The organism is Streptomyces rimosus, from assembly GCF_008704655.1.
Classification (GTDB): Bacteria; Actinomycetota; Actinomycetes; order Streptomycetales; family Streptomycetaceae; genus Streptomyces; species Streptomyces rimosus.
On the sequence record NZ_CP023688.1, the window covers coordinates 838,681 to 859,077 of the forward strand.

Annotated in this window: 16 protein-coding genes; 13 read left to right on the forward strand and 3 right to left on the reverse strand. The window is 70.8% G+C overall.

What is annotated here, in order from left to right; translation table 11 throughout:
- The first annotated feature begins 39 nt into the window (after positions 1-39).
- The 8 genes from CP984_RS42575 to casA all read left to right on the forward strand — a co-directional run bounded on the left by CP984_RS42575 (position 40) and on the right by casA (position 8,308).
- Positions 40-405, forward strand: a complete 366-nt coding sequence (locus CP984_RS42575) for a hypothetical protein (protein ID WP_129820972.1) — start codon at positions 40-42, stop codon at positions 403-405.
- 105 nt (positions 406-510) lie between these two features.
- Positions 511-1,389, forward strand: a complete 879-nt coding sequence (locus CP984_RS03375) for an adenine nucleotide alpha hydrolase family protein (protein ID WP_032922125.1) — start codon at positions 511-513, stop codon at positions 1,387-1,389.
- Entirely contained in the window at positions 1,386-2,630 is a 1,245-nt protein-coding gene (locus tag CP984_RS03380) for a DNA cytosine methyltransferase (RefSeq protein WP_003986279.1), read from the forward strand. The genes CP984_RS03375 and CP984_RS03380 overlap by 4 nt, the downstream gene beginning before the upstream one ends.
- On the forward strand, positions 2,630-3,751 hold the full coding sequence (locus CP984_RS03385; RefSeq protein WP_030185293.1) for a DnaB-like helicase N-terminal domain-containing protein: 1,122 nt from the start codon (positions 2,630-2,632) through the stop codon (positions 3,749-3,751). Before CP984_RS03380 ends, CP984_RS03385 begins: the two co-directional genes overlap by 1 nt.
- 35 nt (positions 3,752-3,786) lie before the next feature.
- Positions 3,787-4,089 carry a hypothetical protein gene (locus tag CP984_RS41110; RefSeq protein WP_003986277.1) on the forward strand — a complete coding sequence of 101 codons (303 nt, stop codon included), beginning with the start codon at positions 3,787-3,789 and terminating at the stop codon, positions 4,087-4,089.
- Positions 4,090-4,157: 68 nt separating this feature from the next.
- Positions 4,158-4,796, forward strand: coding sequence for a ScbR family autoregulator-binding transcription factor (locus CP984_RS03395; protein ID WP_226048600.1), 639 nt, complete (start codon positions 4,158-4,160; stop codon positions 4,794-4,796).
- A gap of 301 nt (positions 4,797-5,097) precedes the next feature.
- On the forward strand, positions 5,098-5,379 hold the full coding sequence (locus CP984_RS03400) for a hypothetical protein (RefSeq protein WP_003986275.1): 282 nt from the start codon (positions 5,098-5,100) through the stop codon (positions 5,377-5,379).
- 1,360 nt (positions 5,380-6,739) lie between these two features.
- Complete coding sequence (gene casA, locus CP984_RS03405; protein ID WP_003986273.1) at positions 6,740-8,308, forward strand: type I-E CRISPR-associated protein Cse1/CasA; 1,569 nt, start codon at positions 6,740-6,742, stop codon at positions 8,306-8,308.
- Positions 8,309-8,439: 131 nt separating this feature from the next.
- Here the strand turns inward: casA and CP984_RS03410 are convergent, their stop codons facing one another.
- The 3 genes from CP984_RS03410 to CP984_RS03420 form a co-directional block, all read right to left on the reverse strand.
- Positions 8,440-9,333, reverse strand: a complete 894-nt coding sequence (locus tag CP984_RS03410; protein WP_003986272.1) for a DUF5655 domain-containing protein — start codon at positions 9,331-9,333, stop codon at positions 8,440-8,442.
- A gap of 183 nt (positions 9,334-9,516) precedes the next feature.
- Positions 9,517-10,206, reverse strand: coding sequence for an ANTAR domain-containing protein (locus tag CP984_RS03415; protein WP_003986271.1), 690 nt, complete (start codon positions 10,204-10,206; stop codon positions 9,517-9,519).
- 117 nt (positions 10,207-10,323) lie between these two features.
- The gene (locus tag CP984_RS03420; RefSeq protein WP_003986270.1) at positions 10,324-11,079 is read right to left on the reverse strand and encodes a GAF and ANTAR domain-containing protein; all 756 of its coding nucleotides are present in this window, start codon (positions 11,077-11,079) and stop codon (positions 10,324-10,326) included.
- Positions 11,080-12,455: 1,376 nt separating this feature from the next.
- Here CP984_RS03420 and CP984_RS03425 point away from each other — a divergent pair.
- The 5 genes from CP984_RS03425 (at position 12,456) to CP984_RS03445 (ending at position 20,372) form a co-directional block, all read left to right on the forward strand.
- Positions 12,456-16,145 (forward strand): nitrate reductase subunit alpha, encoded by a 3,690-nt coding sequence (locus CP984_RS03425; RefSeq protein ID WP_139679716.1) that lies wholly within the window; start codon positions 12,456-12,458, stop codon positions 16,143-16,145.
- A gap of 1 nt (position 16,146) precedes the next feature.
- A complete protein-coding gene (gene narH, locus CP984_RS03430) occupies positions 16,147-17,787 on the forward strand; it encodes a nitrate reductase subunit beta (protein WP_078605324.1) in 1,641 nt (546 codons plus the stop codon).
- Positions 17,784-18,410 (forward strand): nitrate reductase molybdenum cofactor assembly chaperone, encoded by a 627-nt coding sequence (gene narJ, locus CP984_RS03435; protein WP_003985724.1) that lies wholly within the window; start codon positions 17,784-17,786, stop codon positions 18,408-18,410. The genes narH and narJ overlap by 4 nt, the downstream gene beginning before the upstream one ends.
- A complete protein-coding gene (gene narI / locus CP984_RS03440; protein WP_003985723.1) occupies positions 18,407-19,198 on the forward strand; it encodes a respiratory nitrate reductase subunit gamma in 792 nt (263 codons plus the stop codon). The genes narJ and narI overlap by 4 nt, the downstream gene beginning before the upstream one ends.
- Before the next feature lie 118 nt (positions 19,199-19,316).
- Positions 19,317-20,372 (forward strand): tellurite resistance/C4-dicarboxylate transporter family protein, encoded by a 1,056-nt coding sequence (locus tag CP984_RS03445; RefSeq protein ID WP_003985722.1) that lies wholly within the window; start codon positions 19,317-19,319, stop codon positions 20,370-20,372.
- Positions 20,373-20,397: the final 25 nt, after the last annotated feature.

Here is a 20,397-nt window from a genome sequence, read left to right on the forward strand (position 1 = left end):
CGTTTCCGCCACCGGGGCTCCGGCGGCCCGGTGACCGTCGTGGCCCGCTCCCTGCACGCCCGCCTGTACGGCCTGCCCACCGCCCCTTCACCGCTGCCCACGGCCCTCGACGAACTCCTGCAGGTCCTCGGAACGGCACGCGACGGCGACCAGAAGCAGGCAGTACTGGTCCAGCTCGCCGACCAGCTGCGCAACGCCGCCGAAATCCTCGAATGGGCCCGGGACAACGCCCGCCAACTGCCCGCCCCCATCTGGGAATGGCTGCGCGACGCCACCGACACCACCCGCCACCTGGCCGATGGCCTCGACAGCGTGCGCCCTTCGTTCGCCGCGCCGCAGGCCCCCGCCGCACCGCTTCCGCCGCCGGCGCCCGCCCCGCCCCACGCCGCCCCCGCCCGGCGCTGACCGCACGCCCGCGGGCGCCGCCCCCGTACACCGCAAGGACGCCCCATTCCCGCAACCCCCGCCTTCCGATCCCTCTCCCTCGGCGCCGGAGTCCAGTCCAGTGCCCTGCTCGCCCTGTCCGCCGAGGGAATCCTCCCGCGCGTCGACTGCGCGATCTTCGCCGACACCGGCTGGGAGCCGGCAGCCGTCTACGCCCATCTCGACCGCCTGGAGAAGGAGGTAGCCGAACCAGCCGGGATACCCGTGCTGCGCGTCTCGGCCGGGAACATCCGCGAGGACGCGCTCAACCCCGGCCACCGGTTCGCGTCCATGCCGCTGCACGTCCTCAACCAGGACGGCAAGGCCGGGATGACCCGTCGGCAGTGCACCGGCGAATACAAGATCAAACCGATAAAGAAGCAGGTACGCGCCCTCCTGGGCTACCCGTATCCCCGGCGCATCCCCAAGGGCGTGTTCGTCGAGCAGTGGGTCGGGATCTCCACCGATGAGTTCCACCGGGCCAAGGACGCCGACGTCGCCTACATGCGCAACCGGCACCCCCTGATCGAGCTGGACTGGTCGCGCGCCGACTGTCTGCGCTACCTGAAGCAGCGCGGTCTGGCCGACACCCCGAAGTCGAGCTGCCTGGGCTGCCCTTTCCACGGCAACGCCCAGTGGCGGCACATCCGGGACCACAGCCCGGCCGAGTGGGCCGACGTCGTCGCCTTCGACGCGGCTATCCGCAGCGGCAACGCCCGCGCCAATGCTTCCGGCAACCGGCTGCTCGGCCAGGCGTTCTTGCACCGCTCCCGCGTCCCGCTCGACCAGGCACCCATCGACCACGTCACCGCCGCCGAATGGGCCGCTCGCCAAGCTGAATTGGGCGACCAGGCCCCGGATGGTGACGCCCGCGTCGTGCTGGAGGAGGGCGTGGCCGACGGCTGCTCGCCCTGGGCCTGCCGCGGCGAGCAGCCGACACAGGACGACTTCGGGCTGGCCGCATGATCGTGGACCTGTTCGCCGGACCCGGCGGCTGGTCCTACGCCCTGTCGCTGCTCGGCGTCCGGGACATCGGGCTGGAGCGGGACGCGTGGGCCTGCCGCACCCGCGCCGCAGCCGGGCAGCTGACACTGCGCACCGACGTCGCCCGCTATCCGGTGGGGCCGTTCGTCGGCCGCACCACCGGTGTGATCGCCTCGCCGCCGTGTCAGGCGTGGTCGATGGCCGGCAAGCGGCTCGGCCTGCTCGACCAGCCGCTGGTCCACCAGGCCGTCGCCGACCTGGCCGCCGGTCGCGACACCCGCGACAAGCTGCTCGGTGCCTGCCGGGATGAGCGGTCGCTGCTGGCCGCCGAGCCCATGCGCTACCTCCATGCGCTGAACACGGTGGGCGAGCCGGAATGGGTGGCCATGGAGGAGGTCCCCGACGTCGCACCGCTGTGGAAGCAGTACGCGGCGATCTTGCGGTCGTGGGGTTTCTCCGTGTGGTGCGGGATTCTCAACGCGGCCGACTTCGGGGTGCCCCAGACGCGGCGGCGGGCGATCCTGCTCGCCTCCCGTTCCCGCCCCGCCGAGCCCCCGCCGCCGACCCACGCACAACACGGCGAGCCGGAGACCCTGTTCGGGCCCGGCCGTGCGCCGTGGGTGTCCATGGCCGCAGCCCTCGGCTGGGGTGCCACCGACCGCCCGGTACCGACCGTGTGCGCCGGGGGCGGACCCGGCGGGGGCCCTGAGCCGTTTCCCTCCGGCTCGCGCAAAGCCCTGGCCGACGCCCGGGACCGCGGCACCTGGCAGCACCCACCGCGCCCCGCAGGCACCGAACGGCGCCTGCGGCGCCGCAGCCAGCCCGCCGTCGCGGCCCACGAGAGCCCACCGCCGTCCGCGCGCCCGGCACCGGAGTGGGCGTGGTCGCTGCGCACCAACAGCCAGACGAACGCCACCGTGCGCCGCGCCGACGAGCCCGCCGGCACCCTGTTCTTCGGACACCGCGCCAACGAATGCCTCTGGATCGCCGAACCCGCCACCACCACAGCGGGCGAGGACGCCCCCGTGCCGGAGGCAATCCGCATCACCGCCGCCGAGGCGGGCGTGCTGCAGACCTTCCCCGCCGACTACCCGTGGGCCGGCAACAAGGGCCAGCAGTTCTCCCAGATCGGCAACGCCGTCCCGCCCAGGCTCGCCGCCCACCTGCTGGCCCCGCACCTCGGCCGCCCCCTCGGCCCCGACGACTTCACCCTCGCCGCCTGATGCACCCCCGTCCCTCTGCACCCCGCCCTGACGAAGACGCCGAGCTGGCGGACGCGCATCCTCCGGCCCCGGTGCACTACGCCGAGCAGGCCCTGCTCGGCGCCCTCCTCCTCGAACCCGCACGCCTAGACGGACTCGGCCCGCTGGCCCCCGAGCACTTCGACGCCCCTGCCCACAGCGCCCTGTATACGGCCATGCACACCGCCCCTGTTCCCGACGCCGAACAGCACCGCCGCGCCCCGGTCTGGCTGGACCGCGTCCTGCAAGCCGCCCGGCCCCAGGCCCCCGGCCTGACCGCCTCCTACCTGCACACCCTCGTCCACCGCTGCCCCTGGCCCGGGCACGCAGCGGCCTACGCCCACATGATCCAGGCCGACCACACTCGCCGTACCGTGCGGGAGCACGCCGACCGCCTCGCCCAGGCCGCCACCGAGGCGTCGCTGCCCGACCCCACCGCCACCGTCCTGGCCCAGTGCGACACCCTCTCCAGCTTCCTGAACACGCTGTCGAGCCGGTTCGCCCCGCACCCGGGCTCCCTGCCCCGCACTCCCCACCCGGCCCCCGCCCGACGCACCGCCGGCGAGGAGGCGCTGGAGGAAGAACGGGCGCTGCTCGCGTGTGCGACCGCCCAGCCCTCCAGGCTGCGGGAGATGCGCTGGCTGCAACCCGACGACTTCGTTCTGCCGCTGCACGGGCAGCTCTTCACATGCCTGACCGCGCTGGTACACCGCCGCGAGCCCATCGATCCGGTCACCGTGCTGTGGGAAGCCCAGCACCAGCATCTGCTGCACGCCAACTTCACCCCCGCCGACCTGATCGGCCTGCTTGCCACCCCGGTCGGCACGCCCGAGCACTGGGGGGAGAAGATCCTGCGGCGCGCCCTGCTCGCCCAGGCTCACACCACCGCCGTGCAGATCCGGGCGTTCACCGACGATGCGGCCAACACCCCGCACCAGCTCGCCACCGGCAGCCGCCGCGCCCTGGCCAACCTGACCGCCCTGGGCACCCGCTGGCAGCGCGCCAGCCACGCTCCCGCCACACCGCGCTCCCCGGCCGTACCCCGCGCCGGGCCCCGCCTGCGGGCCGCCCCTGCCCCACCGACCACCCGCGTCTCCCGATAGCCCACCTGCCCGGCCGGGGCCCGGAAGCGAGCGCCATGCCCCACCCCGACACCGCCGCCCACGTCCGCCTCGACCGCCACCCCCACCACACCTCCGCCGTCACCGCCACCCTCACCGACTCCTCCCCCACCACCGCCCGGGCCCTGCTGAGCGTCCACGGCTTCCGTCCCACCGGCGAACACGCCCTCGTTCTGGCCCGCATCGACCACGAAGAGCCCCACTATGCCGAGCACGCCGCCCAGGCCCTGCGCGCGGCGGGCCTTACCGTCGAGATCACCCCCGTGCTCCAAGAAGACATCGACACCGAGTGGGACTGGGCAGGCCACCCCCTGCACTAGCTGGACCGCGACGAGATCCGGGACGTCTCCCACCAGGCCCAGCAGATCCACGACGACATCGCCCAGGGATGACGAAAGAGACGATGCAGCAAGTGCACGAGCGGGCAGCCGCAACGCGTGAGAAGATCCTCCGGGCAGCCTCCGAAGTGTTCGACGCATACGGCTACAGTGGCGCCAGCATCAGCAAGACCCTCACCCGGACCGGAATTACACCTGGTGCGCTGTATTTCCACTTCTCCGGCAAACAATGCCTGGCCCATGCCGTCATGCTCGGGCAGGGCGACGGCCTGAAGCTCCCAGGCGGCGAGGACGGCCTGCAACGCCTGATCGACATCAACCTCTACCTCGCGGGCGAACTGCAGACCAACGCCCTGCTGCGCGCCGGAGTCCGGCTGGCTGTCGAGCAGGGAGAATTCGGCACTCCGGACGACGCCCCCTACCAGTACTGGGTCCGTCTCTTCGCCTCCCAACTGCTGGCCGCCAAGGAAAAGGACGAGCTGCTGCCGGACGTGGACGTACAGGAACTGGCCTGGACGCTGGTCAGCTCCTATTCCGGCACGCAGCTCCTGTCCCAGATCGCCACCGGCCGCACCGACCTGCACGCCCGCCTGGTCGCCTTGTGGCGCTACCTGCTGCCCGGAATCGCCACCCCGGCTGCCCGGTCACGCGTGACCTTCAGCTCCCAATGGGACTGCCCGGCAGCGTAAAACCACCGGCACCCGGCAGGCTGCTACTGCGCCGGCCCCTGCAGACCGCGGTCCGCCAACCTGCGGGAAAGCACGCATACGCCCGGCGGATGCATGCCGCGAATCCCGTCTCGTTGCCGTCACCGGCTCGCCGTCGCCGCACGCAGGCGTGGCCAGCACCGAAGACAACGGCAGGCGTTTCCCGGAGGCGCCGGCAGGTGCGACCAGAGCGCCTCCGGGTTTTTCCAACTGCCGCCAACCTGACTGGCCATGAGGGGCGAAACGGATAGCATCAGGCCGGGCTCATAGGGATACTGGGACGATGGCCGAACGACAAATGCTGATGACGACGCAGGAGATCCGCGCCCTCATCAACGCCGCGCTCGCCGCCCCCTCGATTGACCTCGCTGTCCCCCTCGGGATGTCGCTCATGCTCCGTGAGGGCCTGCGCACCACCGTCCTGACGGCACTGTCTCGCGCGGACTACCACCCGGCGGTGGACGACGTACCTGGAAGCCTCACCTACCGCGACGGTGACCATGTCCGCGTAGCCACACTGTCTCCGGAAACGGAGTTTCTCCTGGCCGCTCACCTGGAGCAATGAGCCCGGCCCGCCCTCATCTCACGACCAGGGGCGGCAGCGGGCCGATGAGCAGCTGATGCCGCACGGCAAGGTCCGTGGACGCCGTCGAACAGGCACCGCCCTCTGTTGCTGCGCTTCGGAGCATTGCGCCGTTTGGCCAGCGCCGCGAGCGGTAGTCGCTTGGGGTCATGGCCACCTTCGACCGGTCGTCATCGTGGCGATCACGACGTCGAACGCGTCCCGAGTGCCATAGCGATCGGAGCGGGCGGCTCCCGAATTTAACGACGTGCTCGATTTTTCCCGGCCTTTGAGGCCGGGGCTGCCCTAGGGGTGTACTAAACGTTCAGTCCGCCCTGTCCGTCATCGCAGGAGTGCCGGATGCACTTCGACACGGGAATATCCCAGTGAACGGATAGCCTCATAGGCACATCCCCAGGCGCTCGGCGCGCGGCTGGGGCCGGAGGGCGCGTGTTCCTGTTCCTGCTCACACCACAGATCCCCGGCATCACTGCCGCCAACGGTGGTTAATGCCTCATCGCTTCACGAGACTCACGCAGGCCAGCCCGAGTGCCCCGAGGACGCCGATCACCGCGAGGCCCCATCGCACCCAGGCAAGCCACTGGTCGGTGAGGGTGGCGAGTACGACCACGCACCACAGCGTCAGCACGACCAGGAGGAACGCGAAGACTACGATTCGGACTCCTTGCGTCAGCGGGGCGTCCCATAGTGATCTTCGGGCCGAATCTTCCCGGCGCATACCGCGCTGTCCCCTCTCCGTAAAAAACGACGGCTGGGAGGAAGACCGGCAGCGTCGGCCTCCTTCCCAGCGCCGTATAACAGTACATACCTAGTTACCCCACTCGGCGGTACGCAACGCCATTGCACGTCCGCCGCCGTGCCTGCGGTCCATGCCACCAGGAGCCTTCTGTGTGCAATCCCACACGCCTCTACAGCTAGGCACGATCCCATGTGTTCGGCGAAACGCCAACATCATGGGCGGGCAAGGCGTCCTGCCATGAACCCTGCTGCGCTGAGGCGAATCACAGCGGCCAGAGGTCGAGTCTCGAAGCTGACTCACCCGCTGTACTGATTGGCGGTCAGGACGCACGGGAATCCGCAAACTGATGTGCCATCAGGGCGTGTCTCCACTTCTCCAGCCTCTCGGTTCCCTATAGCCGTTGTTACGCCTGCCCGCCTTGAGCATGAGACGTCTGCGCTGCGGCGGCGCGGACCCTAATGGCTCCCACTGACAACACCTCGATCACCGCCTGAAGATCATTTTGCGTGCCCTGGCCTGCCCTGCTTGCATATCGGCCCCCTCGCCGTCCCTCTGGTGTCGGCGAGCCTCTTTTTGCCTGTCCATCAAGTAAGAGAAGGCGGCATGTCCTACCCGTTTTCCGTGGCCGATATCGGCTGGATTCCCGTACGGGTCCGTTCCGACCTGGACGCCGACGAGACCGCGGAACTGCGGTCCCTGTTACCAGAAGCCAGCCCCGGAGAATGCACCCGGGTGGGCCTGCGGCACCTCTTCCAGGGCGCCCATCTGTTCGCCGACCTCGACTTCGCGGTCCCTCCGGTCGAAGCCGTCGCGCGTCGCCTGCTCGCCGCGGTGACAGCACGGGTGGCGGGCCTGGATACCGGCACCTCGGCCCAGTGGCCTGACGCACGTGATGATCTCCTGGCCACCGGGCGGTTCGACGCGGACCGCGTGGACGAGTACCTGAAAGCCCACGCGCACCGTTGGAACCTGTACTACAGCGCTCAGCCGTTCCTCCAGGACATCCGGCTCGCGCAGGAGTGCGGCAAGGGGCAGGCGCCCGGCCGGCTGGTGATGGACCGTCCTTCGGGGAGCAACGCGGTGTGGACCACGCACATCGCCCAGGACGTGCCGGTGGCGGGGCCGGATGCGGTGCAGTGGCTTCTGGCCTGGTACGGATACGGCCCGTCCGGTACCGGCACGCATCGCACCCACGGCTCCCGTAAGGGTGGTTCCTGTAAGGCCGGGCCGTACCGCTCGCTCGTCTCATACTTCCCGCACGCGCCGGAGCGGCTGTTCGTGTCGTTGGTGGCTTCCGTGCCCGGTCCGTCGGCCTGGCCCACCGGTTCGGGCCCGGACCTGGCGCCGTGGGAGAGAGATGAACTGCCCGACCCGCTGGCCCCGGACGCGGCGTGCGGGCCAGTGTCGCTGCTGACCCGCCGCACCGCCCACGCGCTCCTGCTCACCGGCGACGACGCCGGGCAGACCACCAGCTGCAAGATCACCTGGAATACCGCGGTCGACCTGCCGGCCGCCGTCGACCCCTACGTCATCGAGCGCACCCAGGGCGGGCCGGTGCGCGCCGACCGGGCCCGCTCGGCCTGGCGCGACCTGGACGCCATGCTGCTCAAGACCCAGCCCGGCTCGAAGAGCACGCTGCGGCGCCCCACGGTCTTCGACGCCGTGGCCGAGCTTGCCCCGCAGGTCCAGCGTCAACTGGGGGTGCGGGTGCTGGCCTGGGACCAGGAGCGCCAGGAGAAGGACAACCAGTGGTACGCCGCCACCACACCCCCCGTCCTGCAGCACATCGAAGAGGCTGACCCTCAGGGCGCAGCAGCCATCGCCACCGCCCGGCGCAGTGCCGAGGCCGCCGCCGGCGACTTGGCCCGCGCCCTGGCGGCTGCCTGGCTCGACGTCCACGTCAAGCGGGATCCCCAACAGCGGCACGGCTTCGTGGAGGCGGCGCGCACCCGCTACTGGGAACGCGCCGAGGAGGAGTTCTGGCAGGCCGTCCGTGCCCCGGACCCGGACCGGCGGCCCGCCTTCCGCCGCCTGGCCCTCGAACGGTTCGACCAGGCCACCGCGACGCTGAAGGCCACCGTGCACGGGATGAGCGCGGTCGCCAAGGCCCGAGCCCAGCTGACCCTCCCCCGTACCCACGCAACCCGTTCGACCAGGAAGAGGACGCGATGAGCACCACGGCCGCCACCGCTGATACCGACGGCGCGCCAGCGCCTCCCCAATGGCTCGCCCGCCAGCGTCTCTGCCCCACGCACAACTTCACCCCGTCCGCGAGCCCCGGGCGGGCCGCCGGCACGGGTGCGCTACGTCGTGGCGTAGCTGAGGCGGAACAGGTCCTGGGCGCGCTCCAGGTCCCGCTCCGTGCGCAGTTGGACCTCCAGGTCGCCGGTGCCGTGGTGGCCCAGCCCCGTCACGTCCCGGGTCAAGCCGGGCACCAGGCCGGTCTCCTGCGGGTCGGCCTTGAGGTAGACGAGCAGCTTGCTCTTCTGCGGCGGGCACACGCAGGCGAAGTTCCGCAGCCGCCGGTACGCCCGGTAGAGGCGGTTCTCGGCCCTGGTGATGTCCGGCCCCAGGCCCAGCAGCGTCTCATCGACCGCGGCGGCCAGCTCCGCCATCGCCCCCTGCGACAGGTGCCCGCGCGTCGTGTTGGCCGCGCGCCGGCGACGGGCCGTCCCGGATGTCGCCGTCTGCCCCGTGACGGAGGCCACCGTCTCCAAGCTGACGAGTTGCTCGCCGTACAAGCGGTAGCGCACCAGGTCGATGCTGCGCCGGTGCTCGCGCACCGCGTGCACGTCGTAGCGGGTGAAGTCGCCCGCCACGCAGATCAGCCGCGGCGCGCTCCACCGCACCCGGGACGCGGCTGCCGCCCCCAGGCGCTCACGGACCAGGTGGCCGAACTCGGCCCGGTGGTCTATCAGCCACGCCAGGTAGAACAGGCCCTGGTTGATCACCCCCGCATCTGTTCCGCGCTTGTACTCGACGACCACCGGCGCGTCGTTCTCGTCCAGGCCCAGCGAGTCGATCCGTCCGCCGTGCACCGGCCCGGTGCCGTACTCGCTCGCCAGGAACCGCACGCCCAGCATCGTCTCCATGTGCGCCTCGATGAGGTGCTGCACGTCCGCCTCGACCTCAGCAAGACGCGGCGCGACCTCGGCCACGTTGCCGTTCATCGTGTGGAACAGCTTCAGCCCCGTCACCTTCCCCTCTTCGACTCCGCGACCTGCAACGCCTGCGAAGTGTCCGTTCTTCCCCATCGCTGCATCCGTGAGTCTGCGCTGACTGGGCAGTGAAGGGAACGCATTGCCTGGTGACATCCGGATCTGCCCAGCCTGACCTTGCATCTTCGGCTTGCCGGCGCCGCCGGCCTGCTGCCGGGTGTGTCATGTGGGGCCCGTCAGACCGGGTGGGTTGCGGTGGTCGATGATGTCGCGGGCGAGGTCGAGGATGGGGCGTCCGGTGGAGTAGGCGTGGGAGCGCAGCAGGAGCAGGGCCTGGTCGAGGGGGAGGTGGAGACGGACGGCGAGCATTCCGGTGGCCTGGTGGATCTCGGCGCGGTGCAGGGTGGCGAGGTCGGTGGCCGGATCGCGGCGGCCGTCGGCGCCGGGCAGCAGGGCCAGCAGTAGGAAGGTGGCGGTGTCGATGAACGTGTGCATGTCGAGGTGCTGCTGGAGGGTGAGGGGGCCGGGGCGGGTGCGGTAGCCGGTGAAGGCGCCGAGCCGGACGGCCCCGATGGCCAGCGGGAGGGCGAACAGGGCGCGGGCCCCGGCCTGCAGGGCCTCGGGCAGGAACGTGGGCCAGCGGGAGCCGGCGACGCGGGACAGGTCGGGTTCGGTGACCGTGCGGCCGTCGCGCAGGCAGCCCAGAGTGGGGCCTTCGCCGAGGGTGAACTGCACATCCTCCAGGGCCGTACCGAGGCGGTCGTCGGGGGCGGACCAGATGAGTTCGGGGGCGTGGCCGCCGGCTCGGGCGGAGATGGTGACGCAGGTCAGTCCGAGTGCCTGGGCGCAGCGGTCGGCGGGCAGCAGGCCCAGGCCCGGAGGGCTGCCCAGGGTGTCCAGGAGGGCGGTCATCAGCGGGCTGGCCGGGGGATCACGGGGGGGGAGGGCATCTGCCTGGCCCTTCCGGTGTGTTCGCGGGAAAGCGGGCTTGAGCTGGTGCTGACCGTTGCCGGGGCAGCGGGCGGGCCCCTACGCGGGTGGTGCGTTGAACTGTTCGGGATCGGCCTGGCCGTTGATGACCTGGTGGGAGAGGTCGGTCAGCAGGATCTGGTGGTGGCGGGCGCGGGCGCGCAGCCGGGTGAAGGCTTCGTCGGGGGTCAGGTCGAGGCGTTCGGCGAGCATGCCTTTGGCCTGTTCGATGACCACGCGGGTGCCCAGGGCGCCTTCGAGCTGTTCGTTGATGAGGGTCTGGTCGCGGATGGCGCGGTATTGCAGGATGCCGATGGTCGCGGCGTCTGCCAGGGCCTGGGCCAGGCGCAGGTCCGGCTCGCCCAGGGCCTGGGGGCGGGTGCGGAAGAGGTTGAGTGCGCCGATTGCGGTCTCGCGCAGGCGCAGGGGCACCGCGGCCGCCGCGGCGAAGCCGCGTTCGGCGGCCCATTCGGTGAAGCGGGGCCAGTGCTCCTCGGCCTGGTGGGTGTCGAGAGGGGTGTCGGGGATGGGGGCACCGGTGTGGATGCAGTCGCGGCAGGGGCCCTCCTGCCATTCGATCTGTGCCAGCTCCAGACGCCGGGTTTGTTCGTCGGAGGCGGTGGCGTCGACCATGCGTCCTTGGGCGTTCAGCAGGATGACCCCGGCCGCGTCCACCGGCAGCAGGCGGGTGGTGCGTTCGGTCAGGGTGTGCAGGAAGTCCATCACGTCGAACTCGGCGACCAGGGTGTCGGCGAGTTCGACGAAAACCGAAGTGATCTCCTCTACGCGGGAGAGCCGTTCTTGCTCAGCGGTCATGACACTCGCTCCCGCCCCTTCCTTCGGGGATATGGCGTGGTCGTGCCGGGGGGGGCATGGTTCAGCGACAGCCCGGTACGGGGTCGCGTCTTCAGCGTGGCACCGGCACGGACCGCCGCCAATCCCTGGGCACAGCTTTAGCTTTCGGCAGCGATGCGCATGCACGCCGGATCCGTCGCGGACTGCACTGCCCGGCGGCCACCGTCGCCGGCCTTTCCCGTCTGGCGCTGTCCCCGTGCGTCGGCGCGGACGGCACGTCATACACGCCCCGGCGAGCCGCCGTGGGTGTGTGCCGCGATCAGGCTTCCTTGCGTCGGCGCGGGGCCGCTCGCTGGATCCGCATGAGCCGGCAGTGCTCGTCCAGCAGCCGCCGGTTCTCCTCGCTCGCCGGTTCTCCTCGCTCACGGGTCGGACCGTTCTTCGTAACTCGGCCGCCCGTTCCCGAGTCTGCTGCGCTCGCTGCCGTACAGCCTCCACCGCCATACCCCGACTGTTCCAAGCAGCGCTGTTCTGTCGACCACGACCACGGACTCTCCGGCGACATCGGTGCCGTACCTCGCCTTCGCCCGCGCGGCCACCGCCGGTCGGATGGAACCGGGTGCCGGGCGGGGTGGCGTGTCAGGCGGGGCGGGACGTGGTCGGCGAAGGCGCGGAACAACGTTTCGATGGCGTCCAGAGGCAGGGCGTGGTCCACCACTCCGGCATCCACAGCGGCCTGCGGCATACCGGGGAAATCGGCGGTGGCCACCGATGTCTGCTCATGGGTGCTGTGCCGGGCCGGTATTTCCAGCTCTGGTCAGCTCGGCAGAAGCTGCCGCTGCGGCAACTACAAGGCTGGTGGCCACGCTCCGGCCTCGACTCCGCCGCGGACGGTTCGATGCCGAGCGGGTTCCGAACCGGGCCCGCACACCCCGCATGACTTTGAGGCATCACTGGTTTCACTTTTTTGATAAAGGAATAGAAAAAATGCATCCCGTCCGTGGAGGTCGTGGCTCGCAGTGGGCCGTGTGACGAACTGAGGCGAGCCTCTCCTTCCGTGGCGGTCCCCGCTACACCTCTTTGCCACCCATATCCGAACGCCTGACTTTCACAGCCGCGCCGTCCCGCTCACTACACATCTCCGGCGATGTATATACCCCGCGCCATACAAGCAAACGCTGCTCGCATATGCGCGCGGCACGTAGAGTAAAGAAATGGGAACGTTGCGTATAATTCTGCCCAATTGTGTTCTCCGAAGCGGTTGAAAGCGTGATCTCGGGGTCAGGATGGGGCCGGAATTGCGCCCTTGCCCGCTGGCAGGCCACAGGGTGCCGCTGCATGGGGAGAGGAGACGTCCGGACGTGACGCAACGCGGAACACGCAAGGCAGCGGAACGTATGGCGGGTGCGGCGGCGGAACGGTTGCTGCGGCTCGGCCGGCAGTTGCAAGGGGCCGCCACAACACCGGACGGGCGCGCGGTCTACCGCACGGACCAGCAGGTCAACGACGCTCCGTACCGTGAGCGGTGGGCGCACGACAAGGTGGTGCGCTCGACCCACGGTGTGAATTGCACAGGCTCGTGTTCCTGGCAGGTGTTCGTCAAAGACGGGCTCATCACCTGGGAAACACAACAGACGGATTACCCGTCGGTGGGCCCCGACCGCCCGGAGTACGAGCCGAGGGGATGTCCGCGCGGAGCGTCCTTTTCCTGGTACACGTACTCGCCGACGCGGGTGCGTTATCCGTATGCGCGCGGCGTGCTGGTGGAAATGTTCCGGGAAGCGCGGGCCCGGCTCGGCGACCCGGTGGCGGCCTGGGCCGAGATCACCGGGGACGCGGCCAAACGCCGCCGGTATCAGCAGGCCCGCGGCAAAGGCGGCCTGGTCCGCATCGGCTGGGACGAGGCTTTGGAGATCGCGGCCGCCGCCCATGTCCACACCCTCCAGCATTACGGGCCGGACCGGATCGCCGGCTTCTCCCCCATCCCCGCGATGTCCATGGCCTCGCACGCGGTCGGCGCCCGCTTCATGGCCCTGCTCGGCGCGCCCATGCTCTCCTTCTACGACTGGTACGCGGACCTGCCGATCGCCTCCCCGCAGGTCTTCGGCGACCAGACCGACGTCCCGGAATCCGGCGACTGGTGGGACGCGGCCTACCTGATGCTGTGGGGCTCGAACGTGCCGGTCACCCGCACCCCGGACGCGCACTGGATGGCCGAGGCCCGCTACCGCGGCCAGAAAGTCGTGGTGGTCTCCCCCGACTACGCCGACGCCACCAAATTCGCCGACGAATGGCTGCATCCCCACCCCGGCACCGACGGCGCCCTGGCCATGGCCATGGGCCACGTCATCCTGCGCGAATGCTTCGTCCAACGCCAGGTCCCGTACTTCACCGACTACGTCAAAACCTTCACCGACCTGCCCTTCCTCGTCGAACTGGAGCCGCACGGCGCGTCCTTCGTGCCGGGGAAGTTCGTCACGGCGGCCGGCCTGGGCCTGTCCGAGGAGGACGACGGCGGGGAGAACGGGCAGTGGAAGCCGGTGGTTTTCGACGCGGGGCGGGGTGCTCCCGTGGCTCCGCCCGGCACGCTGGGGGAACGCTGGAGCGAGGGCGGCGCGGGCCGCTGGCATCTCGACCTGGGCGACGTGGACCCGCTGCTCACCTTCCACGAGGCGCAGGGCGCGGCCAGTGTGGAGGTCCTTCTTCCACGCTTCGACCAGGGCGCGGAAGGTGAGGCCGGCACCGTGCGCCGGGCGGTGCCGGTGCGCGAACTGGGCGGCCGCCGGGTGACGACCGTCTTCGACCTGCTGCTGGCCCGGTACGGCGTGCACCGTCAGGGTCTGTCGGGGCAGTGGCCCCAGGGGTACGACGACGCAGCGCTGCCGTGCACCCCGGCCTGGCAGGAGACGCTGACCTCGGTTCCGGCGGGCGCCGTCGTACGGGCGGCGCGGGAGTTCGCACACACCGCCGAGAAGACGCGCGGGCGCTGCATGATCGTGATGGGCGCCGGTACCAACCACTGGTTCCACTCGGACACCATCTACCGGTCGTTCCTGACGCTCCTGCTGCTGACCGGCTGCCAGGGCGTCAACGGCGGCGGCTGGGCGCACTACGTCGGCCAGGAGAAGGTACGCCCGTACGCCGGGTGGCAGCAGTTGCAGAGCGCGGCGGACTGGGTACGGCCGTCGCGGCAGATGGCCGGGACACCGTTCTGGTACCTGCACACCGACCAGTGGCGGTACGAGTCCTACCGCGCCGACGCGCTGGCCTCCGCGACGGGTCGCGGTCTGTTCGCGGGCCGGCACACCGCTGACCTGGTGGCGCAGTCCGCCCGCCTGGGCTGGATGCCCTCCGCCCCCACGTTCAGCGACAACCCCCTGACCCTGGGGGAACGCGTCCGCGCCGCCGGGAGCGAACCGGGGCAGTGGGTCGCCGGCCAACTCCGGGACGGGCAGCTCCGGTTCGCGTGCGAGGACCCGGACGACCCGGCGAACTGGCCCCGGGTGCTGACCGTATGGCGGGCCAACCTGATCGGTTCCTCCGCCAAGGGCAACGAGTACTTCCTGCGGCACCTGCTGGGCGCCGACGACAACGCGAGCGCCGAAGAAGCGCCCTCCGAGGCACGTCCGCGCGATGTCACCTGGCACGAGGAGGCGCCACGCGGAAAGCTCGACCTGCTGCTGGCGCTGGACTTCCGTATGACCTCCACGACCCTGATGGCGGACCTGATCCTGCCCGCAGCCACCTGGTACGAGAAGCACGACCTGTCCAGCACGGACATGCACCCGTACGTACACGCCTTCTCGCCCGCGATCATCCCGCCCTGGCAGGCCCGTACCGACTTCGAGATCTTCCACGGCCTGGCGTCGAAGCTCAGCGAACTGGCCCGTGGGCGCCTGGACACCCGCTACGACCTGGTGGCCACCCCGCTGACGCACGACACACCCGGCGAGACGGCGCAGCCCGGCGGAACGGTGCCCGACTGGCGGGAGGCGGGTCGGCCTCAGCCAGGACACAACCTGCCGGCGTTCGCGCTCGTCGAGCGGGACTACACCGCCGTGGCCGCGAAGCTGGCGAGCCTGGGGCCGCTGGCCGAGGAGGCGGGCATGACCGTCAAGGGCGTGACCGTGTACCCGCGGGCGGAGGCCAGGTGGCTGGCGGACCGGTGCGGGACGGCCGCCGACGGCGCGGCGAGCGGCCGCCCGCTGCTGGACACGGACGTGAAGTTCTGCGAGGCGATCCTCGCCCTGTCCGGCACCACCAACGGGCGGCTGGCCGCCGAGGGGTTCGCGCGCCTCGCCGAACGCTGCGGCCCCGACAGCGGACTGGAGGAGCTGGCCGCCTCGGTCGCCGAACGGCGCATCGTCTTCTCCGACACCCAAGCCCGCCCGGTGCAGGTGGCGGCCAGTTTCGAGTGGTCGGGCAAGGAGGGCCCCGAGCGCCGGTACGCGCCGTTCACGATCAACACCGAACACCGCAAGCCCTGGCACACCCTCACCGGCCGCCAGCACTTCTACCTCGACCACGACTGGATGGCCGAACTCGGCGAGCAGCTCCCCGTCTACCGGCCGCCGCTGGACCTGGCCGCACTGGGCGAACACCCTCCGATGGCGGGAGTGGAGGGCGCGCGCTCGGTGACGGTCCGCTACGTCACCCCGCACTCGAAGTGGTCCATCCACTCCGAATACCAGGAGAACCTGCTCATGCAGACACTGGCCCGCGGCGGCCCGGTCATCTGGCTCAGCGTCCAGGACGCGGCACGTATCGAGGTGGCCGACAACGACTGGATCGAGGCGGTCAACGCCAACGGCGTGGTCGTCGCACGGGCCATCGTCTCGCACCGCATGCCGCCCGGCACCGTGTTCATGTACCACGTACAGGAACGCCTGGTGAACGTGCCCAAATCCCAGGCCACCGGCCGGCGCGGCGGAGTGCACAACGCCCTCACCAAACTCCTGATCAAGCCCACCCACCTGATCGGCGGCTACGGCCAGCTGTCCTTCGCCGCCAACTACTACGGCCCCACCGGCAACCAGCGGGACGCGGTCACCACCATCCGGCGCCGCTCGCAGAACGTGGAGTACTGACATGCCTCGCGGCACACCCCCCACCCGCCGGGTCATGGCCCAGGTGGCCATGGTCATGAACCTCGACAAGTGCATCGGCTGCCACACCTGCTCGGTCACCTGCAAACAGACCTGGACCCACCGTTCCGGCACCGAATACGTCTGGTTCAACAACGTCGAGACCCGGCCCGGCCAGGGCTACCCCCGCGCCTACGAGGACCAGGAGCGCTGGAAGGGCGGCTGGCGGCTCAAGGGCGACCGCCTCGTACCCCGCAGCGGCGGCCGGGCCCGTCGGCTGGCCCGTCTCTTCGCCAACCCCGAACTGCCCGCCCTGAGCGACTACTACGAGCCCTGGACGTACGACTACGCGAACCTCACCACCGCGCCCCTCGGCGACGACCTGCCCACCGCACCGCCCCGTTCCCTCATCGACGGCCGCCCCACCGACATCACCTGGGGCCCCAACTGGGACGACGACCTCGGCGGCGGCCCCGACCACCTCGCCGACGACCCCGTCCTGAAGAAGATGAACGAACGGGTCCGCCTCGAATACGAGCAGGCCTTCATGTTCTACCTCCCCCGCATCTGCGAACACTGCCTCAACCCCTCCTGCGTCGCCGTCTGCCCCTCCGGCGCCCTCTACAAGCGCATCGAGGACGGCATCGTCCTCGTCGACCAGGACCGCTGCCGCGGCTGGCGCATGTGCGTCACCGGCTGCCCCTACAAGAAGGTCTACTTCAACCACCACACCGGCAAAGCCGAAAAGTGCACCCTGTGCTACCCGCGCATCGAAGCGGGCCAGCCCACCGTCTGCTCCGAAACCTGCGTCGGACGACTGCGCTACCTGGGCGTCATGCTCTACGACCCCGACAAAGTCGGCGAAGCCGCCCGCGTCACCGACGAAAAGGACCTCTACGAAGCGCAGCTCACCTGCTTCCTCGACCCCACCGACCCCGGCATCGCCCGCGCCGCCGAGGAATCCGGCATCCCGCACGACTGGATCACCGCCGCCCGCCGCTCCCCCGTGTACGCCCTGATCAACACGTATCGCGTCGCACTGCCCCTGCACCCGGAATACCGCACCATGCCCATGGTCTGGTACGTGCCGCCGCTGTCCCCCATCGTCGACTCCCTCACCCGCACCGGCCACGACGGCGAGGACCCGGCCAGCCTCTTCGGCGCCATCGACGCGCTGCGCATCCCGCTGGACTACCTCGCCCATCTCTTCACCGCGGGCGATCCGGCGCCCGTCGAAGCCGCCCTGTGCCGCCTGGCCGCCATGCGCGCGTACATGCGCCGCATCAACCTCGGCGACCCCCGGGACCCCGCCATCGCCGAGGCCGTCGGCCTCGGCGCGGACTCCATCGAGGCCATGTACCGGCTGCTCGCACTGGCCAAGTACGAAGACCGCTACGTCATCCCCACCAGCTACACCGGAACGGTTCCCCCGGACACACCGGACGACGGGTGCAGCCTGGACGCAGACGGCGGCCCAGGCATGTACGACGCCGGCCTCCCGGGCATGGAAGCTTTCCACACCCCGCCGGCCACGGAACCGGCACCGGCCGGCGACGGGCTGCGCGGCCGCGTCAACCTGCTGAACTGGAACGGCCGAGGCACGCCCAGCGGTCTGTTCCCCCGCCGCCGGGAGAACGAACGGTGACCACCCTGCGTTCCGCCGTCCACCAGGCAGCCTCCCTCCTGCTGTCCTATCCCGACGGCGACTGGTCCGTACGGCTGGCCGCCGTGGCCGAGACGATGTGCCCGCTGCCCGGCGAGGCGCCAGCCGCGCTGCTGCGCTACTGCGACCACGCCCGAGGCGTGCCACTCCTCGACCTGGCCGCCTGCTATGTCCTCACCTTCGACCGCAGCCGACGCCGCACCCTGCACCTGACGTACTACACCGACGGCGACACCCGCCGCCGCGGCGCAGCCCTCGCCCGGCTCAAAGCCCTCTACCGCACCCACGGCTGGCAGCCGAGCGACGGCGAGCTGCCCGACTACCTCCCCGCCGTACTGGAATTCGCCGCCCGCTGCCCCGAGCCGGGGCTGCGCCTGCTGCGCGACCACCGCCCGGCCGTCGAACTGCTCGGCCACGCCCTGGAGAAGCACCGGAGCCCGTACGCCGACGTGCTGCGCGCCGTACGCGACACTCTGCCCGCCCCTGCCGCTGGGGACCGCGCCGCCGCTCTCGCCCTGGCACGCACCGGCCCGCCCTCCGAGAACGTAGGGCTCGACCTCTTTCCCGCCGACGCGTCCGCACACAGCGAAGGAGCCCGCAGGTGACTCACGTGCACATCGCCCTGTGGGGAGTGCTGCCCTACCTCGTCCTGGCTGTCCTGGTCGGCGGCACCGCCTGGCGCTACCGCTACGACCGCTTCGGCTTCACCACCCGCTCCAGCCAGCTCCACGAGTCCCGCCTGCTGCGCATCGGCGGGCCCCTCTTCCACTACGCCCTGTTCCTGGTCATCGGCGGCCATGTGACGGGACTGCTCGTGCCCGAGTCCCTGACGGAGCATCTGCATGTCAGCGAGACGATGTACCACCTCTTCGCGCTGGCCGTGGGCGGGACAGCAGGCATCGCGGCCGTAGCGGGGCTGGGCATCCTGCTCTACCGCCGCCTGCGCGTGCCGGCTGTACGCGCCGCGACCAGCCGCAGCGACCACCTCGTCCACCCCTTGCTGGCCGCCGCCCTGCTGGCCGGGCTGGTGGCCACCGCCTCCAGTGCCACCAACCCCTACGACTACCGGCTGGGCGTCTCCGTCTGGTTCCGCAGCCTCTTCGCCCTCGACCCCGACGTCGCTGCCATGGCCCAGGCACCGTTCACCTACCAACTGCACGCCCTGCTGGGCATGGCCCTGTTCGCCCTGTGGCCCTTCAGCCGCCTGGTCCACGCCTTCACGGCACCCCTCGGCTACGTCATCCGCCCCTACGTCGTCTACCGCTCTCGCCGCGGCGTCGGCGGCCGCGGCCCGTACCGGCCAGGCACCCCGTCCCAGGCCCCGCGGGTGGATCACCCGGCCCGAAAGGCCGCCCCGACGCCCGGCCGTACGGCCCGCCGCACCCCCGGGTGACACCCGGACCGGACGCTGCCGGGCCACCTGCCTGGCTGCAACGACGATCACGAACCCACCAGGCGGCCAAGCCGATACCGCGTGCGGCCCACAGCCCCAAGCAGTTGCTGGAGCATCCATGGGCCACCAGGCCACCACCACAACGAACAGCTACCGGGCGCGCATGCGGGAAGGCATCGGGCGTCTCCCCTCGGCGTGTTTCGCCTCCGTCATGGCGGCGGGCATCGTCTCACGGGCGGCCGCGTCTGTCGGTGCCCATACAGTGGCCCGACTGCTGCTGAGCCTGGGCGTACTTCTCTACGTGATGCTCGTCGGAGCGACCGCGTGGCGGATCGCCGCGCACCGCGGCCGGGTGGCGCAGGACGCCGCAGACCCGGCCCGCGCCTTCGGATTCTTCACCTTCGTGGCGGCATCCGACGTGCTGGCCACCAACCTGGCCACCGGCGACTGGCGCCCCTTCGCCATCGTCCTGCTGACCGGCGGTGCCCTCTGCTGCGCAGCGCTCCTGCGCACTGTCGTCACCGCGGCCCGGAGCCGGCCGGCGCGGGCTGACGGCAGCTGGTTCCTGCTCGTGGTCGGCCCGCAGTCGGTCGTCGTGGCCGCCACGGAACTGCGGGCCGGGCCCGCCACGGCGGTGGCGGGCCTGTGCTGCTGGGCGGTGGGCGTACTGGCGTACGTCACGATCACCTCGCTGGTCTGGACGCGTCTGCGACGGCACGGCGTCCCACCGGCGGAACTGACTCCGGTGTACTGGATCGCGATGGGAGCGGGAGCCATCAGCGTCCTGGCAGGAGCTGGTGTGCTGCTCTCCGCCTCCTGGTACGAGCCGGTCAGGACAGTGGTCACCGCGGTGCTCATGTTGGTGGCGGGCTGGGCGACAGTGCTGATCCCCGTACTGCTGGGTGCCGGCGCGTGGCGGCACATCCGGCACCGGGTACCGCTGCGCTATGAACCGTCCTGGTGGTCCGCCGTTTTCCCGATCGGCATGTACGCCGTGGCCACACAGCAGGCAGCGCGCGCGACGGGTGCCGGCCTGTGGGAGAAGGCGGGGCAGGCTGCGGCGTGGGCGGCACTGACCGCATGGGCACTGGTCGGCACGGCCATACTCGCCCAGTGGCCCCGTTCCGGGCCCACGTCGCTGCGCGGCAGGAGCCGCCGACCGCCGGCCGGTTGACCTTCTCCGTACCCGGTCGCCGTGA

Bases quoted from the DNA above. Each gene is read 5' to 3' on its own strand.
- CP984_RS03445 (WP_003985722.1), top strand. From the start codon at position 19,317: ATGGGCCACCAGGCCACCACCACAACGAACAGCTACCGGGCGCGCATG.
- CP984_RS03385 (WP_030185293.1), top strand. From the start codon at position 2,630: ATGCACCCCCGTCCCTCTGCACCCCGCCCTGACGAAGACGCCGAGCTG.
- narH (WP_078605324.1), top strand. From the start codon at position 16,147: ATGCCTCGCGGCACACCCCCCACCCGCCGGGTCATGGCCCAGGTGGCC.
- CP984_RS03395 (WP_226048600.1), top strand. From the start codon at position 4,158: ATGACGAAAGAGACGATGCAGCAAGTGCACGAGCGGGCAGCCGCAACG.
- CP984_RS03415 (WP_003986271.1), bottom strand. From the start codon at position 10,206: ATGACCGCCCTCCTGGACACCCTGGGCAGCCCTCCGGGCCTGGGCCTG.
- CP984_RS03420 (WP_003986270.1), bottom strand. From the start codon at position 11,079: ATGACCGCTGAGCAAGAACGGCTCTCCCGCGTAGAGGAGATCACTTCG.
- CP984_RS03400 (WP_003986275.1), top strand. From the start codon at position 5,098: ATGGCCGAACGACAAATGCTGATGACGACGCAGGAGATCCGCGCCCTC.
- CP984_RS03425 (WP_139679716.1), top strand. From the start codon at position 12,456: ATGGCGGGTGCGGCGGCGGAACGGTTGCTGCGGCTCGGCCGGCAGTTG.
- CP984_RS41110 (WP_003986277.1), top strand. From the start codon at position 3,787: ATGCCCCACCCCGACACCGCCGCCCACGTCCGCCTCGACCGCCACCCC.
- casA (WP_003986273.1), top strand. From the start codon at position 6,740: ATGTCCTACCCGTTTTCCGTGGCCGATATCGGCTGGATTCCCGTACGG.
- CP984_RS03380 (WP_003986279.1), top strand. From the start codon at position 1,386: ATGATCGTGGACCTGTTCGCCGGACCCGGCGGCTGGTCCTACGCCCTG.